The sequence below is a fragment of the Dyella japonica A8 genome, assembly GCF_000725385.1.
In the GTDB taxonomy this organism is placed as follows: Bacteria; Pseudomonadota; Gammaproteobacteria; order Xanthomonadales; family Rhodanobacteraceae; genus Dyella; species Dyella japonica_C.
In genome coordinates, this window is sequence record NZ_CP008884.1 from 4,105,024 (window position 1) to 4,119,114 (window position 14,091).

Below are 14,091 nucleotides of genomic sequence, written 5' to 3' on the forward strand. Positions count from 1 at the left end.
CCGTCACAGTACGCGGCAGTGCACCATGTAACAAATCGCGGTATCGGCCAGAATGACTGGATGCGTCGCAAGCCAGCCACTCCACCGCCCGTTCTCGACCGTGCCGCCCCCGAGCTCTACCTCAGCCGCGAGCTGGCCGCCCTCGAATTCAATTTCCGCGTTCTGGCGCAAGCCCGTGACGAACGCATTCCGTTGCTGGAACGCCTGCGCTTCCTGAGCATCGTGGCAAACAACCTCGACGAGTTCTTCGAGGTGCGCGTGGCCATGCTCAAGCACCATCACATGTTCGGCTCCGCCGCGCCCGGCCCCGATGGGCTGTCGTCCGGCGAGTTGCTCACGCGCATCCGCAAGCGCGTACTGGATCTGGTCGACCAGCAGTACGACACCTGGCAGCACGAACTGCGGCCCCAGCTGGATACCCAGAACATCCATTTCCTCACGCGCGAGGACTGGACGCCGCGCCAGCGCCGCTGGCTGCAGGGTTACTTCGAGAACGAAGTGTTGCCTGTGCTGTCGCCGCTGGGGCTGGACCCCGCCCATCCGTTCCCGCGCATTCTCAACAAGACGCTGAACCTCGCGGTGGTGCTGAAGGGCCGCGACGCTTTCGGCCGCGAAGGCCACATGGCGCTGGTGCGCGCGCCGCGCTCGTTGCCGCGCATCATTCGTCTGCCGAGTGAAGTCTGTGACGGCGGCGACCACTACATTTTCCTCGCCGAGCTGCTGCAGGGCTTCGTCGATCTTATGTTCCCCGGCTTCAAGGTGGCCGGCTCGTACCAGTTCCGCGTGACGCGCAACAGCGAGCTGATGGTCGAAGAGGCCGAAGTGGACAACCTGGCCCGCGCGCTCAGCGAGGAGCTGATCGGCCGCGGCTATGCGCGCCCGGTACGGCTGGAGATCGGCAACGACTGCCCAAAGGCCATCGTGGCCATGCTGATCGCCAATTTCGAGCTGGAGGAAACAGACGTCTATCGTTGCGACGGCCCGGTCAACATCATCCGTGCCGGCACCATCTACGACGGCCTGGAGCGTCCGGAACTGAAGTTCCCCCGCTTCATTTCGCAGTTGCCGCCGGCCTTCGTCGGCGCCCGCTGCAAGTTCGACGTGCTGCGCCAGCGCGACGTGCTGCTGCACCATCCATACGAATCGTTTGCGGCCGTGATCGACCTGCTACGCCAGGCATCGCAGGACCCGTCCGTACTCGCCATCAAGCAGACCCTTTACCGCGCCGGCGTCGACACGCCGCTGGTGGACCTGTTGGTGGAAGCCGCGCGCAACGGCAAGGACGTCACGGTGGTGATCGAGCTGCGCGCGCGCTTCGATGAAGAGGCCAACATCCGCCTCGCCACGCGGCTGCAGGAAGCCGGCGTGCAGGTGGTGTACGGCGTGGTGGGCTACAAGACGCACGCCAAGATGCTGCTGATCGTGCGCCGCGAGGACGAGGTACTGCGCCGCTACGTGCACCTGTCCACCGGCAACTACCACCAATCCAACAGTCGCAGCTATACCGACATCGGCCTGATGACCTCGCACCCAGGCATCGGCGAGGACCTGCACAAGATCTTCCAGCAGCTCTCGGGCCTGGGCCCGGTGATCGAGCTGAAGCATCTGCTCCACTCGCCCTTTACGCTCTATCGCGGCGTGCTGGAGAAGATCGAGCGCGAGACCGCCCACGCGGAAGCCGGCCGGCCGGCACGCATCGTGGCCAAGCTCAATGCGCTCAACGAGGCGCAGGTGATCCAGGCGCTGTACCGCGCCTCGCAGGCCGGCGTGGAGATCGACCTGATCGTGCGCGGCGCATGCACGCTGCGTCCCGGCGTGCCCGGGGTGTCCGAGCGCATCCGCGTGCGCTCTATCGTGGGGCGCTTCCTTGAGCACAGCCGCGTGTACTGGTTCGGTAACGACGGCTCGCCCGAGATCTATTGCGGCAGCGCCGACTGGATGGAGCGCAACCTGAAGCGCCGCATCGAGGTGGCCTTTCCCATCCTTGACCCGGCACTCGCCGCGCGTGTCTACGAAGAGACGCTGGCGAACTACCTGGCCGACAACACCGAGGCCTGGCTGCTTGATGGCGACGGGCACTACACCCGCGCCGAACCTGGTGACCAGCCGCCGCACAGCGCGCAGCAATGGCTGCTGGCGAAATTGACGCCGGGTGCGGTGTAAGGGCCAGTTTCCGACCCTCTTCAAGCCCCGGGGGCCCTCACCGTCATTCCCGCGAAAGCGGGAATCCAGTGTCTTTTCCCGTTGTACTCAGAGCCTAAAGGCACTGGATTCCCGCTTTCGCGGGAATGACGGTGAGGAAACGTGGGGCTTGAAGGAAATCGTGAGCACGCGCTTGGGCCTGCCAGCGCTACTCGCCCCCGTCCTCGCGTGAGAGAATCCACGCTCTGCAGCCCGGAACGAGCCCCGCATGAGTCAAGGCGATCAGATCCAGATCAAGGACGGCGAACTGATCGCGGCCGTCGACATGGGCTCCAACAGCTATCACATGGTGGTGGCCCGGGTGGAACACGGCGAGCCCCGCGTGATCGATCGCCTGCGCGAGACGGTGCGCATGGCCGCCGGCCTGCGCGCCGACGGCACGCTGGATGCCGAGCATCGTGCCCGCGCGCTCAACTGCCTGGCCCGGTTCGGCCAGCGCATCGCGGGGGTTCCCTCCATCCGCATCCGCGCGGTGGCCACCAATACCGTGCGCCGACTGGCGTCGCCGCAAACCTTCCTGACGGCCGCCGAGGCGGCGCTGGGGCACCCCGTGGAAATCGTGTCCGGCCGCGAGGAAGGCCGACTGATCTTCCTCGGCGCCTCGCATGACCTGCCCGCGTCGCGCGAAAGTCGCCTGGTCATCGACGTTGGCGGCGGCAGTACCGAATTCATCATCGGCCGCGGCTTTGCGCCCATGCATACGGAAAGCGTGCAGGCGGGCTGCATTGCCTCGACGCTGCGCTTTTTCCCGGGCGGCAAGCTCAACCGCAAGCGCTGGCAGCGGGCCAACAACGAAATCGGCGTGCTGCTGCAACAGTTTTCCGAGGACTACCGCGAGTCCGGCTGGGTAGAGGCCTACGGCTCCTCGGGCACGGCCAAGGCCATCGGTTCGGTGGTGCAGGCCATGAGGCTGTCCGATGACGGCATCACCCCCTCCTCGCTGGCCGCGCTGCGCGACGCCCTGCTGGCGCAGGGGCAGATCAACGCCCTGAAGCTGCCCGGCCTGGCCGAAGACCGCGCACCGGTCATCGCCGGCGGCGTGGCGATCTTCGAAGCCGCCTTCGAGGCGCTGGGCATCGAGCGTCTGCGTGTCTGCGAAAGCTCGATGCGCGAAGGCCTGCTGTGGGATCTGCTCGGCCGCGCCGGCGGCAGCGATCCGCGCACCGCCAGCATCGATGCGCTGGCCAACCGCTACGGCGTGGACCGCGCCCAGGCGCGCCGCGTGGAATCGACCGCACTGATGTTCTTCGACCAGATCGCCCGCATCTGGAAGCTGGATGGCGAAGCGCGCGAATGGCTCTCCTGGTCGGCACGCGTGCACGAGATCGGCCTGGCCATTGCGCACAGCCAGCACCATCACCATGGTGCCTACATCCTGCGGCACGCCGACCTGGCCGGTTTCTCGCGGCAGGAGCAGCAATTGCTGGCGGCCATCGTGGAAGCGCACCGCCGCAAGCCCGACAAGGCCACATTCCTGGCGCTGCCGCAGCGCTACCGGCAGCTGGCCCGCTACATCACCGCCCTGCTCCGCCTGGCGGTGCTGTTCCGCCGCGCACGCCGTGCCGAGTCGCTGCCCCCGATGCAACTGGCCGCCACCAGCCAGCGCTTGCGCCTCACGATGCCCTCGTCCTGGCTGGATCAGCACCCGCTCAGCGAAGCCGACCTGGAGCAAGAGCAGGCGCCCATGAACGAGCTGGGGCTGCTGCTGGAAGTCCACCCCTCCTGAGCGCGGGCCGTATCCGCCCTGCGCCGACCCGGCCATGAAACCGCTTCGCCGCGTATGATGTCCCGATGCCCCACGCCGCCCGACCCGCCATGACACGATTCCTGCTCGCCGCGCTCCTGCTGCTCCCGTCGTCCGCCCTGCTCGCCCAGGCGGCCAAGCCGACGGCGACAACGCCCGCTGCCACGGCGCATCCGGAAGTGGTGCTGCATACCTCGCAGGGCGACATCACGCTGGAGCTGTACCCGGACAAGGCCCCCAAGAGCGTCGCGAACTTCCTGCAGTACGTGCGCGACGGCTTCTACAGCGGTACGGTGTTCCACCGCGCCATCCAGGGTTACCTGGTGCAGGGCGGCCTCTACACGCGCGACCTGCAGGCCAAGCGCACGCGCTCGGCCATCCCCAGCGAGGCGGACAATGGCCTCTCCAACCTGCGTGGCACGGTGGCTGTGGCGCGCGGCGCGGATCCGAACTCCGGCACGGCGCAGTTTTTCTTCAATCTGGTCGACAACCGCCGCCTCGATTTCGTGGGCAACCAGAGCGGCCTGACCTGGGGCTATGCCGTGTTCGGCAAGGTCATCAAGGGCATGGACGTGGTCGACAAGATGGCCGCCCTGCCCACGCGCGGCCTTGGCCCGTTCGCCGGCGACGTGCCCAATCCGCTGGTGGTGATCGACAGCGCCAGCGTGGTGGGCGAAGAAACCGCCGCGCCACAGCCAACGGCCACGCCCGCCGCCGAGCCGGCCAAAAAGTCCGGCGGCAAGAAGGGCTGAGGCACGATGGCGACGCTGTTCATTTCGGACCTGCACCTGGACGACAGCCGTCCCGAGATCACGCACTTGTTCGAGGCTTTCCTCGCCAGTGACGAGGCAAGATCCGCCGACGCCGTCTACATCCTCGGCGACCTGGTCGAAGCATGGGTTGGCGACGACGATGACGCCGAACTCCCGACCCGCATCGCGCGCGCCACGAAGGCGCTCAGCGAGCACGGGGTGCCGGTTTACTTCATCGTGGGCAACCGCGATTTCCTGATCGGCAAGGACTTCGCCGGGCGTGCCGGCTTCACCCTGCTCGACGACGGTACCGTGCACGAGCTATACGGCCGCCCCACCCTGCTGATGCACGGCGACGTACTGTGCACCGATGACCTTGCCTACCAGGCGCTGCGCAAGCAGGTGCGCTCACCGGAGTGGCAGGCGCAGGTCCTGGCCATGCCGCTGACCGCGCGCCGTGCGCTTGCCGCCCAGGCGCGCGCAGACAGCAAGGCGCATACGAGCAGCACCATGGAAACCATCATGGACGTCAATGCCGGGGCTGTGGCGGACGCCATGCACCAGGGCGGCGTTACCCGACTCATCCACGGCCACACGCACCGCCCCGCCATCCATCGCTTCGAGCTGGACGGCCAGCCGGCCGAACGCATCGTGCTGGGCGACTGGTACGAGCAGGGCTCCGTGCTGCGGGTTACGCCGGACGGCGTTGAACTGCAAGGGCTCGCGCTGCACTGATCGCGAACGATCGCCCGCCATCTGTGGCGGGCGATCATCGGCGCGTGGCGTCAGTGCACCTGCAACGCGTTGTGGAAGCCCTGGCTGTTGAGCATGCTGTTGCTCAGCTTCAGCACGGCGTTGGACAAGGTTTCGTAGTAGTTGTCCGCCTTGTAGGAGCGGCCGAAGTTGGTCGCGCCGCCACCGGCCACACCCTGCCACAGCACCTTGCCCGTTGCATTGGTCAGCGTGACGTAGAGCGTAATGTTGCCCACGTACTGATCGGTCTCGTTGACGAAGAAGTCGCGGATCTCGCCCGAGACGACGACGTCACCGCCCGTGTCGACCACGTTGATGCCCGCCTTGCCGAAGGTCTCTTTCACGTGATCCGTCAGGAACGCCGCCACGCTGTCCTTCGTGGTCACCTGGCGCACCGGATCCTTTTCATGGTTTTCGGCGATCAGCGCGGGATCCTTGCGCGCATCGGTGAAACCGTTGAACTGCACTTTCACATGGCCGATGCCGTTCAGATCGATCGCGCCGAACTCCGCGAAGCTCTGCGTCGGCGACCACACCAGCGGAATGTTGCTCAGGTTCTTTGAAGCCATGGCACTGCCGGATGCGGCCAGCAACGCCACGAACACAAAACGCTTCAACATCGATATCCCCTTTCCATGTTTCGATGATGTCAGCGGACGCCTCTGCGTCCGCGCGGCCCGGTGGCGGGCCGCCGCGCATTCTAGTGGAGGATGCGACCTGCACCCGCATGCTCCGCAAAAAAACCGGCTGCCACGAAGGCAGCCGGTGCACTTTCAGACAACGCTAACGCTGCGACCGTCAGTGGTGGTCGTCAGACCCGCCATGGTGCGGCTGGGCCTGCTCATGCGGCTGGGGTTGCGGGTGAGGCGCAGGCGCCGGGCGAGGTGCCTGTGCGTGATAGGACGGCGGGGGCGCGTGGTATTGAGGTGCCGGTTCACGAAATGCCGGTTCCGGCGCGCGGTTCTGGGGCGCCGCTGCGCGGTACTGCGGTGCCGGTTCGCGGTTTTGATAGGCAGGCTCCGGGCGCTGCGCATGCGGCGCGTACGAGGGCTGCGGGCTGCTGCCCGCGTGATAGCCACCGCCCGGGTTCGACGGCTCGCGCGTGTAGCCGGCATGGCTCTCGGCTGGCGCGTAGTTGTTGGTGTGCGCGCCACCCGGGGCATTCATCGAACCATTGTTGTGAGGCGCGAAACCCGACGAATGCAGTGCCATGGAGTCGCGCGGCTGTGGTGCTGGCACGCTGGTGCGCTGCTCGCCCATCGCGGCCGGCATCGGCCGTCCCTGCGCACCATGTGCCGCAGCAGCACTCGGATCGTTGAATGCGCCGGCACGCGGTGTTGCGGCGATGGAAGGCGCTCCGTGATTGAACGAGGCGCGCATGGCTTGGTTCTGGCTCGCCATCGTGCGCTGCTGCTCCTGTGCCGCCACCGGCCCGGCGTGCCGCTCACGCGCAAAGGTCTCCTGCTGCGGTGTCGGTCGCGCGGCGATGCCACCCTGACCACCGTTGAAACTCGTCCGGTTCACCGTGATGTTGTTCACCACCGTGCGGTTGTAGACGTTGGTGATGTGCACGTTCTCGATGCGGTTCACCGAGCGGTTGTAATAGAACGAATTGCCATGCCAGTAACCGCCCTCGTAACCGACGCCGGTATAGCCAAAGCCGTAATTGATGCCGCCATAGAAGCCCACGTGCGGGCCCCAATAGCCAACGTGGAAGATGTAGGCGCTGCCCACCCAGCCCCAATAGCCGGGCGTCCACAGCGCGCCGACGTAGGGCGGCATCACCCACGTACCGGGAACCCAGTAGTAATCATCGCCATCCCAGGCCCAGTAACCCGGCACCCAGATGTAGCCCGGTGCAGGGATCACCGGTTGCTCGTATACCGGCAGGGGCGGCGGCGGAAAACCGACCGAGATGCCCACGGAAACGTCTGCGCTTGCGCTCAACGGGACAACCGTCGCCGTGGCCAAGGCCAACGCGACGACCATCGAACGAAGCAGGCCACGATGCAGCCGTGCCCCGCAGCGATCAGCTTGGATCCTCACCATAAAGCTTCTCCCGTGAAGTGGGTCCGTAAGCAAGGTAACGCGGGAGCTGGCGCGAGGTCGTACGTCGTTGCGTCCCCCAGGTTCGGGAGGGTTCAGCAGCTTGGCTGGGGGGTGAATGGTTTCTTGCGCTGTGCTGTCGGTTCATTGCGTACATGGACTCGCCGGTGGCTTCGTGTGAAGTGCGCGAGTGGGGGTTGGAAAGCTTTCGGCGAATGCTGGAGCGAACATCAGCGCAGCCGATGGCTCAGAGGGTGAGGCGCAGGATGCGGCGAATAACCGGAGCGCTCGTCCACACTTCTCTCCGGCAGATACGCAGAGCCCCCCCCGCTAGGGGGCTTCGTTGAAGGGCGCGATGACGTGAAGGTTGGGATTGTTCGGCCCATCCGTGGGCCTCACCCTTCCGCGCCGCGCGCTCCAGGGCCAGCCTGCGGCTGTCCAAATTTGTTCCAGACAAATTTGTCGAACCAGAGGGTTCGTCCACACCTCTCTCTCCGCCAGATACGCAAAAAGCCCCACTAGGGGGCTTCGTTGGAGGGCGCGATGACGTGAAGGTTGGGATTGTTCGGCCCATCCGTGGGCCTCACCCTTCCGCGCTGCGTGCTCCAGGGCCAGCCTGCGGCTGTCCAAATTTGTTCCAGACAAATTTGTCGAACCAGAGGGTTCGTCAACTACCTCTCTCTCCGCAGATACGAGAGCCCCACTAGGGGGCTTCGTTGAAGGCCGCGTTTGCGTGGAGGTTGGGATTGTTCGGCCCATCCGTGGGCCTCACCCTTCCGCGCTGCGCGCTCCAGGGCCAGCCTGCGGCTGTCCAAATTTGTTCCAGACAAATTTGTCGAACCAGAGGGTTCGTCCACACCTCTCTCTCCGCCAGATACGCAAAAAGCCCCACTAGGGGCTTTTTGCGTATCTGGCGGAGAGAGAGGGATTCGAACCCTCGATAAGGCTTTTGACCCTATACTCCCTTAGCAGGGGAGCCCCTTCGGCCTCTCGGGCATCTCTCCGTTTTTCGACCGCATCTCTGCGGAGCCGGCAAGGATACTGACCGGCGCGCTCAAGGTAAAGCTTTTATCGCCTGTCAGTGTTCGCCAGTGCCGCCGGAGGCGTTGCCATCCGGCTCGTGCTCGTTCTTGATCCGTTGATAGATCTCTTCGCGATGCACGGCAACGTTCTTGGGTGCGTTAATACCAATGCGCACCTGGTTGCCCTTGACGCCCAGAACGGTAACGGTCACCTCGTCACCGATCATCAAGGTTTCACCGACCCTGCGGGTCAGAATCAACATGTTTGCCACTCCATGAATACTTTGGTCACAGGCCCACAGACGGTTATGCCTCACCCCTGAGCTTCACCGCCTGAAACAGTTCGACGATTGTACCGCCGAAGGCCCTACCGCCTTCCCCGGTTTCGATCCACAGACGAGGCATCCCCTGTGATGCCATGTCGGCGACACCGTCGCAACCATCGGTGCCGGCAGTGTTTGGATACTAGCCGAGCGTCCGATGGCAGTGCAATGCGTAAACGCCAACGGAGTATGGTCAGTTGACCCCCAGTCAGGAGGCCAGCCGCTGGCCGATCCAGCCGGCCAGACCGTCAAGGATGCCCGGCAGCGCCGGCGTGTCCGAACCGCCACCCTGGGCCATGTCCGGGCGGCCACCGCCCTTGCCGTCGATCTGGCTGGCCACGTGAGCCACCACGTCGCCGGCCTTGACGCGGCCCAGCGCCTTGCCGTTGACGCCGGCCACCAGCGAGACGCGGCCCTCGGCGGCGCCGGCCAGCAGCACCACGCAATCGGTCAGCTGCTGTTTCAGCTGGTCCATGGCGTCACGCAGGGCCTTGGCGTCCAGGCCTTCCAGGCGGGCGGCGATGATCTTGATGCCATCGATGTCCTTGGCCGTGCCGGCCAGGTCGGCCGTGGCCGAGCCGGCGGCCTTGGCGCGCATCGATTCCAGTTCGCGCTCCAGCTTCTTCTGCTTGTCGAACAGCTGGCGCAGCTTTTCGACAGCGTCGTCTCCGCTGGTCGACAGCAGCTGGGCGAACTCGCCCAGGCGGCGCTCCTCGTCGGCCACGTAGGCCAGCGCGCCGGCGCCGGTCACCGCCTCGATGCGGCGCACGCCGGAGGCCACGCCGGCCTCGCTGACGATCTTGAACAGGCCGATGTCACCCGTGCGGCCCACGTGCGTGCCGCCGCAGAGTTCGGTGGAGAACCCACCCATCTTCAACACGCGCACTTCGTCGCCGTATTTCTCGCCAAACAGCGCCATGGCGCCGAACTCGATGGCGTCGTTGTAACCCATGTGATGCACTTCGGCGGCCTCGTTGCGGCGCACTTCGGCGTTCACGAGCGCCTCGATCTCGCGCAGTTCGTCCGCGCTCATCGGCTTGAAGTGGGAGAAGTCGAAGCGCAGGCGCTCCGGCGCCACCAGCGAGCCCTTCTGCGTCACGTGCTCGCCCAGCACCTTGCGCAGCGCGGCGTGCAACAGGTGCGTGGCGGAGTGGTTCAGCACGATGGCCTGGCGGCGCGTGCCGTCGACGTTGGCGTCGACCACATCGCCCACGCGCAGGGCCTGCTTGCCGTGCCATTGCCCGGCATGGCCGAAGAACACGCCGCCCATCTTCAGCGTGTCGCCCACGGTAAAGGAACCCGGGGCGCACACCAGCACGCCGGTATCACCGACCTGGCCACCGGACTCCGCGTAGAACGGGGTGCGATCCAGGATGACAAGGCCTTCCTCGCCATCGTTCAGCTGATCGAGCTGCTTGCCTGCACGCACGATGCCCACCACCGTGCTGCCCTGGCTGGTCAGCGCCTCGTAGCCGAGGAAGGCCGTCGGCTGCAACTGGCTGGCAAGTTCGGCGGGCATCAGGCCCTTGGCCTCGAACTTGCCGCCCTTGCGGCTGCGATCCTGCTGTTCTTCCATGGCCTGCTCGAAGCCGTCCATGTCCACCGTCAGGCCGCGCTCGCGCGCGATGTCGGCGGTCAGGTCGATCGGGAAGCCGTAGGTGTCGTAGAGGCGGAACGCATCGGCGCCGGGAATGCTGCCACTGGCGTTGGCGGCCACGGCGTCGAACAGGCGCATGCCGTTCTCCAGCGTCTCGCCAAAGCGGCGCTCTTCCGTGCGCAGCGCGTCTTCCACGAACGCCTGCTTCTGCGCCAGTTCCGGATAGGCCTCGCCCATCTCCTCCACCAGCGGCTTGACCATCTTCCAGAAGAAATCGCCGCGCACGCCCAGCATCCAGCCGTGGCGCAACGCGCGACGGATGATGCGGCGAAGCACATAGCCGCGGCCCTCGTTGGAGGGCAGCACGCCGTCGACGATCAGGAACGAGCAGGCGCGGATGTGGTCGGCGATGACGCGCAGCGACTTGTTGGCCAGATCCTGGGTGCTGGTCAGTTCGGCCGCCACCTTAATCAGGTGCTGGAACAGGTCGATCTCATAGTTGGAATGCACGTGCTGCAGCACGGCGGCGAGACGCTCCAGGCCCATGCCGGTGTCCACGCACGGCGCCGGCAGCGGCGACAGCGTGCCGTCGGGCGCGCGATCGAACTGCATGAACACCAGATTCCAGATTTCGATGTAACGGTCGCCGTCTTCATCGGGCGAACCCGGCGGGCCACCGGCGATTTCCTCGCCGTGGTCGAAGAAGATTTCCGTGCACGGGCCGCAGGGACCGGTATCGGCCATCTGCCAGAAGTTGTCCGACGCGTACGGCGCGCCCTTGTTGTCGCCAATGCGCACGATGCGCTCGGCCGGCACGCCCACTTCCTTGTTCCAGATGTCGAAGGCCTCGTCATCGGTGTGGTAGACGGTGACCCAGAGCTTGTCCTTGGGCAGCTTGAAAACGCCGGTCAGCAGCTCCCACGCGAAAGCAATGGCGTCGCGCTTGAAGTAGTCGCCGAACGACCAATTGCCCAGCATTTCGAAGAAGGTGTGGTGGCGCGCGGTGTAGCCCACCGAATCGAGGTCGTTGTGCTTGCCGCCGGCACGCAGGCAGCGCTGCACGTCGGCCGCGCGCACGTACGACAGCTTTTCGCTGCCCAGGAACACGTTCTTGAACTGCACCATGCCCGAGTTGGTGAACAGCAGCGTCGGGTCGCTGGCCGGCACCAGCGAGCTGGACGGCACGATGGTGTGCCCTTTCGAGCGGAAATAGTCGAGGAAGGTCGAGCGGATGTCGGCGGTTTTCATGCGGCTGGGGAGGACCTGGCGGAATGAGGCCACGTCCGGGGAGCACGGCCTAAGCGACGCCCATCCGCCCCAACAGCGGGGAGGTCAGGCATCGTCGTCGGCTGCGTCGTCCACGTCGGCGTGGGTAACACTCCGTACTGTGGCGGCGGGAAAGCCCCGACGCAAGAGAAATTGCGCCCGGCGGGCCTTTTCGTCGCGATCTGGCGCCGATCCGCCGCCAAAACGCCGCCGCAGCTGGGCCAGCGCGCTGGTCTCCCAGTCCACCGCCGCCTCGTCCAGCACGGCCCGGATGCGGGCATCGGAGAGCCCGTGGCTCTTCAGTTCGGCCCGCACGCGCATGGGGCCGTAACCCTGCGAGACCCGGCTGCGCACCAGCACCTCGGCAAAGCGGTCGTCGTCCTGGTAGTGCTGCTCGCCCAGGCGGTCGAGAGCCTCGCCGGCCTCGTCGCCTTCGTAGCCCTTTTGCCGCAGCTTGAGCTTCAGTTCGCGGCGGGAATGCTCGCGTCGCGCAAGCATGCCCAGCGCCTTGCTGTAGGCGCTGGGTTTGTCTTTCTTGTCGTCGCGATCGCGGGCCATGTGCGTGGCCTGCCCTTGGGCAGGCGGTCAGATCCGCGGCGGCGCCTGTAAGGGGGGCGAAGCGTCCCGCCCGCCCCGCTGCTGCGCCGCCGACACGTCGATCAGGCCTCTTCGGTTTCCACCGCCGGCAGCGGCGAGGAACCGCTGCCGTTCACCAGCAGGCGGGCGCGCAGTTCGGCGTCGACCTCGTTGGCGATGGCCGGGTTGTCGCGCAGGAACTGGCGGACGTTTTCCTTGCCCTGGCCGATGCGGTCGCCCTTGTAGCTGTACCAGGCGCCGGACTTGTCGATCAGGTTCTGCGCCACGCCCAGCTCGATGATCTCGCCTTCGCGCGAGGAGCCCTCGCCGTAGAGGATCTCGAACTCGGCCTGACGGAACGGCGGCGCCACCTTGTTCTTGACCACCTTGACGCGGGTTTCCGAACCGATGACTTCCTCGCCCTTCTTCACCGCGCCGATGCGGCGGATGTCCAGACGCACCGAGGCGTAGAACTTCAACGCGTTACCACCGGTGGTGGTTTCCGGGCTGCCGAACATCACGCCGATCTTCATGCGGATCTGGTTGATGAAGATCACCAGGCAGTTGGACTTCTTGATGTTGGCGGTGAGCTTGCGCAGCGCCTGGCTCATCAGGCGGGCGTGCAGGCCCACGTGGGAATCACCCATTTCGCCTTCGATTTCGGCCTTGGGCGTCAGCGCGGCGACCGAGTCGACCACCACCACGTCCACCGCGCCCGAGCGCACCAGCATGTCGGCGATTTCCAGCGCCTGTTCGCCGGTATCCGGCTGGGAGACCAGCAGGTCGTCCACGTTCACGCCGAGCTTGGCGGCGTAGGACGGGTCGAGCGCGTGCTCGGCGTCGACAAAGGCCGCCGTGCCGCCGTTCTTCTGGCAGTTGGCGATGACCTGCAGGGTCAGCGTGGTCTTACCCGAGGACTCCGGACCGTAGATCTCGACGATGCGGCCGCGCGGCAGGCCACCAACGCCCAGCGCGATGTCCAGGCCCAGCGAACCGGTCGACACGGTCTCGATCGCTTCGTCGGAACGGTCGCCCAGGCGCATGACGGCACCCTTGCCGAACTGCTTTTCGATCTGGCCGAGGGCGGAAGTGAGCGCCTTGCGCTTGTTGTCATCCATCGTCTTGAATCCTGGAGTTGGCAGTGAATGTAGGGGCATGATGCCCGTGGCTGGTCTCACGGGCTAAGAATCGCAGCGGACGAGTATCCCATACCGGTCAAGCCACCCGGCGGGCGGCGCGGCGCTCAATCCGCCAGTGCCTTGAGGACGCCGCTGAGGGCCGCCGACACGGTCTGCCGGCGCACGGCCTCGCGGTCGCCGTCGAAGTGGAACAGCTGGGCATAGGCATAGCCGCCGCGCCGCTTCCAGCCGATCCAGACGGTGCCGACGGGCTTGTCGGGCGTGCCGCCGCTGGGCCCGGCAATGCCGGTGACGGCCACTGCCACGCCCGCGCCAAACCGCGACAACGCGCCGGACACCATCTCCAGTGCCGTTTCCTCGCTCACCGCGCCGGTGCGCTCCAGCGTACGCGGGTTGACGCCCAGCAGCGCCTCCTTGGCTTCGTAGCTGTAGGTGACCACGCCGGCGTCGAACCAGGCGGAGCTGCCGGGCAGATCGGTCAGGGCCTTGGCGATCCAGCCGCCGGTACAGGACTCGGCAGTCACCATCATCAGGCGCCGCTGCTGGGTGGCGGCAGCCACCTGTTCGGCCAGTGCCTTGAGCTCGGCATCGGTGGGAACGGACAAGGTCATCGGGATATCCCTGGGGAGTGGGCGGAGGCCGATCCTTCTACCCTGCCGGCGCCCGCCCGC

11 protein-coding genes and 1 tRNA gene are annotated in these 14,091 nt (G+C 66.1%); 4 read left to right on the forward strand and 8 right to left on the reverse strand.

Annotated features, from left to right (window positions below; genetic code table 11):
• Positions 1-60: 60 nt before the first annotated feature.
• From ppk1 to lpxH, 4 genes are all read left to right on the forward strand, one after another.
• Positions 61-2,163, forward strand: coding sequence for a polyphosphate kinase 1 (gene ppk1, locus HY57_RS17315; RefSeq protein ID WP_019465462.1), 2,103 nt, complete (start codon positions 61-63; stop codon positions 2,161-2,163).
• 247 nt (positions 2,164-2,410) lie between these two features.
• Positions 2,411-3,928 (forward strand): Ppx/GppA phosphatase family protein, encoded by a 1,518-nt coding sequence (locus HY57_RS17320; protein ID WP_019465461.1) that lies wholly within the window; start codon positions 2,411-2,413, stop codon positions 3,926-3,928.
• Between the two features lie 89 nt (positions 3,929-4,017).
• Entirely contained in the window at positions 4,018-4,698 is a 681-nt protein-coding gene (locus tag HY57_RS17325) for a peptidylprolyl isomerase (RefSeq protein WP_019465460.1), read from the forward strand.
• 6 nt (positions 4,699-4,704) lie between these two features.
• On the forward strand, positions 4,705-5,433 hold the full coding sequence (gene lpxH, locus HY57_RS17330) for a UDP-2,3-diacylglucosamine diphosphatase (protein WP_019465459.1): 729 nt from the start codon (positions 4,705-4,707) through the stop codon (positions 5,431-5,433).
• 50 nt (positions 5,434-5,483) lie between these two features.
• Here the strand turns inward: lpxH and HY57_RS17335 are convergent, their stop codons facing one another.
• The 8 genes from HY57_RS17335 to HY57_RS17370 form a co-directional block, all read right to left on the reverse strand.
• A complete protein-coding gene (locus HY57_RS17335) occupies positions 5,484-6,071 on the reverse strand; it encodes a YajG family lipoprotein (RefSeq protein ID WP_019465458.1) in 588 nt (195 codons plus the stop codon).
• Between the two features lie 178 nt (positions 6,072-6,249).
• Complete coding sequence (locus HY57_RS20990) at positions 6,250-7,500, reverse strand: YXWGXW repeat-containing protein (protein ID WP_019465457.1); 1,251 nt, start codon at positions 7,498-7,500, stop codon at positions 6,250-6,252.
• Between the two features lie 908 nt (positions 7,501-8,408).
• Positions 8,409-8,501: transfer RNA gene (locus HY57_RS17345), tRNA-Ser, on the reverse strand.
• A 74-nt stretch (positions 8,502-8,575) separates the two neighbouring features.
• Complete coding sequence (gene csrA, locus HY57_RS17350) at positions 8,576-8,782, reverse strand: carbon storage regulator CsrA (protein ID WP_019465699.1); 207 nt, start codon at positions 8,780-8,782, stop codon at positions 8,576-8,578.
• A 268-nt stretch (positions 8,783-9,050) separates the two neighbouring features.
• Entirely contained in the window at positions 9,051-11,687 is a 2,637-nt protein-coding gene (alaS, locus tag HY57_RS17355; RefSeq protein WP_019465697.1) for an alanine--tRNA ligase, read from the reverse strand.
• Between the two features lie 84 nt (positions 11,688-11,771).
• A complete protein-coding gene (locus tag HY57_RS17360; RefSeq protein WP_019465696.1) occupies positions 11,772-12,263 on the reverse strand; it encodes a regulatory protein RecX in 492 nt (163 codons plus the stop codon).
• Positions 12,264-12,364: 101 nt separating this feature from the next.
• Positions 12,365-13,399, reverse strand: coding sequence for a recombinase RecA (gene recA, locus HY57_RS17365; protein ID WP_019465695.1), 1,035 nt, complete (start codon positions 13,397-13,399; stop codon positions 12,365-12,367).
• A 125-nt stretch (positions 13,400-13,524) separates the two neighbouring features.
• The gene (locus HY57_RS17370) at positions 13,525-14,031 is read right to left on the reverse strand and encodes a CinA family protein (protein ID WP_019465694.1); all 507 of its coding nucleotides are present in this window, start codon (positions 14,029-14,031) and stop codon (positions 13,525-13,527) included.
• Positions 14,032-14,091 lie beyond the last annotated feature (60 nt).

What these genes read in the sequence shown, in the direction of transcription:
- ppk1 (WP_019465462.1), top strand. Translation starts at nt 61, where the DNA reads ATGCGTCGCAAGCCAGCCACTCCACCGCCCGTTCTCGACCGTGCCGCC.
- HY57_RS17320 (WP_019465461.1), top strand. Translation starts at nt 2,411, where the DNA reads ATGAGTCAAGGCGATCAGATCCAGATCAAGGACGGCGAACTGATCGCG.
- HY57_RS17325 (WP_019465460.1), top strand. Translation starts at nt 4,018, where the DNA reads ATGACACGATTCCTGCTCGCCGCGCTCCTGCTGCTCCCGTCGTCCGCC.
- lpxH (WP_019465459.1), top strand. Translation starts at nt 4,705, where the DNA reads ATGGCGACGCTGTTCATTTCGGACCTGCACCTGGACGACAGCCGTCCC.
- HY57_RS17335 (WP_019465458.1), bottom strand. Translation starts at nt 6,071, where the DNA reads ATGTTGAAGCGTTTTGTGTTCGTGGCGTTGCTGGCCGCATCCGGCAGT.
- HY57_RS20990 (WP_019465457.1), bottom strand. Translation starts at nt 7,500, where the DNA reads ATGGTGAGGATCCAAGCTGATCGCTGCGGGGCACGGCTGCATCGTGGC.
- csrA (WP_019465699.1), bottom strand. Translation starts at nt 8,782, where the DNA reads ATGTTGATTCTGACCCGCAGGGTCGGTGAAACCTTGATGATCGGTGAC.
- alaS (WP_019465697.1), bottom strand. Translation starts at nt 11,687, where the DNA reads ATGAAAACCGCCGACATCCGCTCGACCTTCCTCGACTATTTCCGCTCG.
- HY57_RS17360 (WP_019465696.1), bottom strand. Translation starts at nt 12,263, where the DNA reads ATGGCCCGCGATCGCGACGACAAGAAAGACAAACCCAGCGCCTACAGC.
- recA (WP_019465695.1), bottom strand. Translation starts at nt 13,399, where the DNA reads ATGGATGACAACAAGCGCAAGGCGCTCACTTCCGCCCTCGGCCAGATC.
- HY57_RS17370 (WP_019465694.1), bottom strand. Translation starts at nt 14,031, where the DNA reads ATGACCTTGTCCGTTCCCACCGATGCCGAGCTCAAGGCACTGGCCGAA.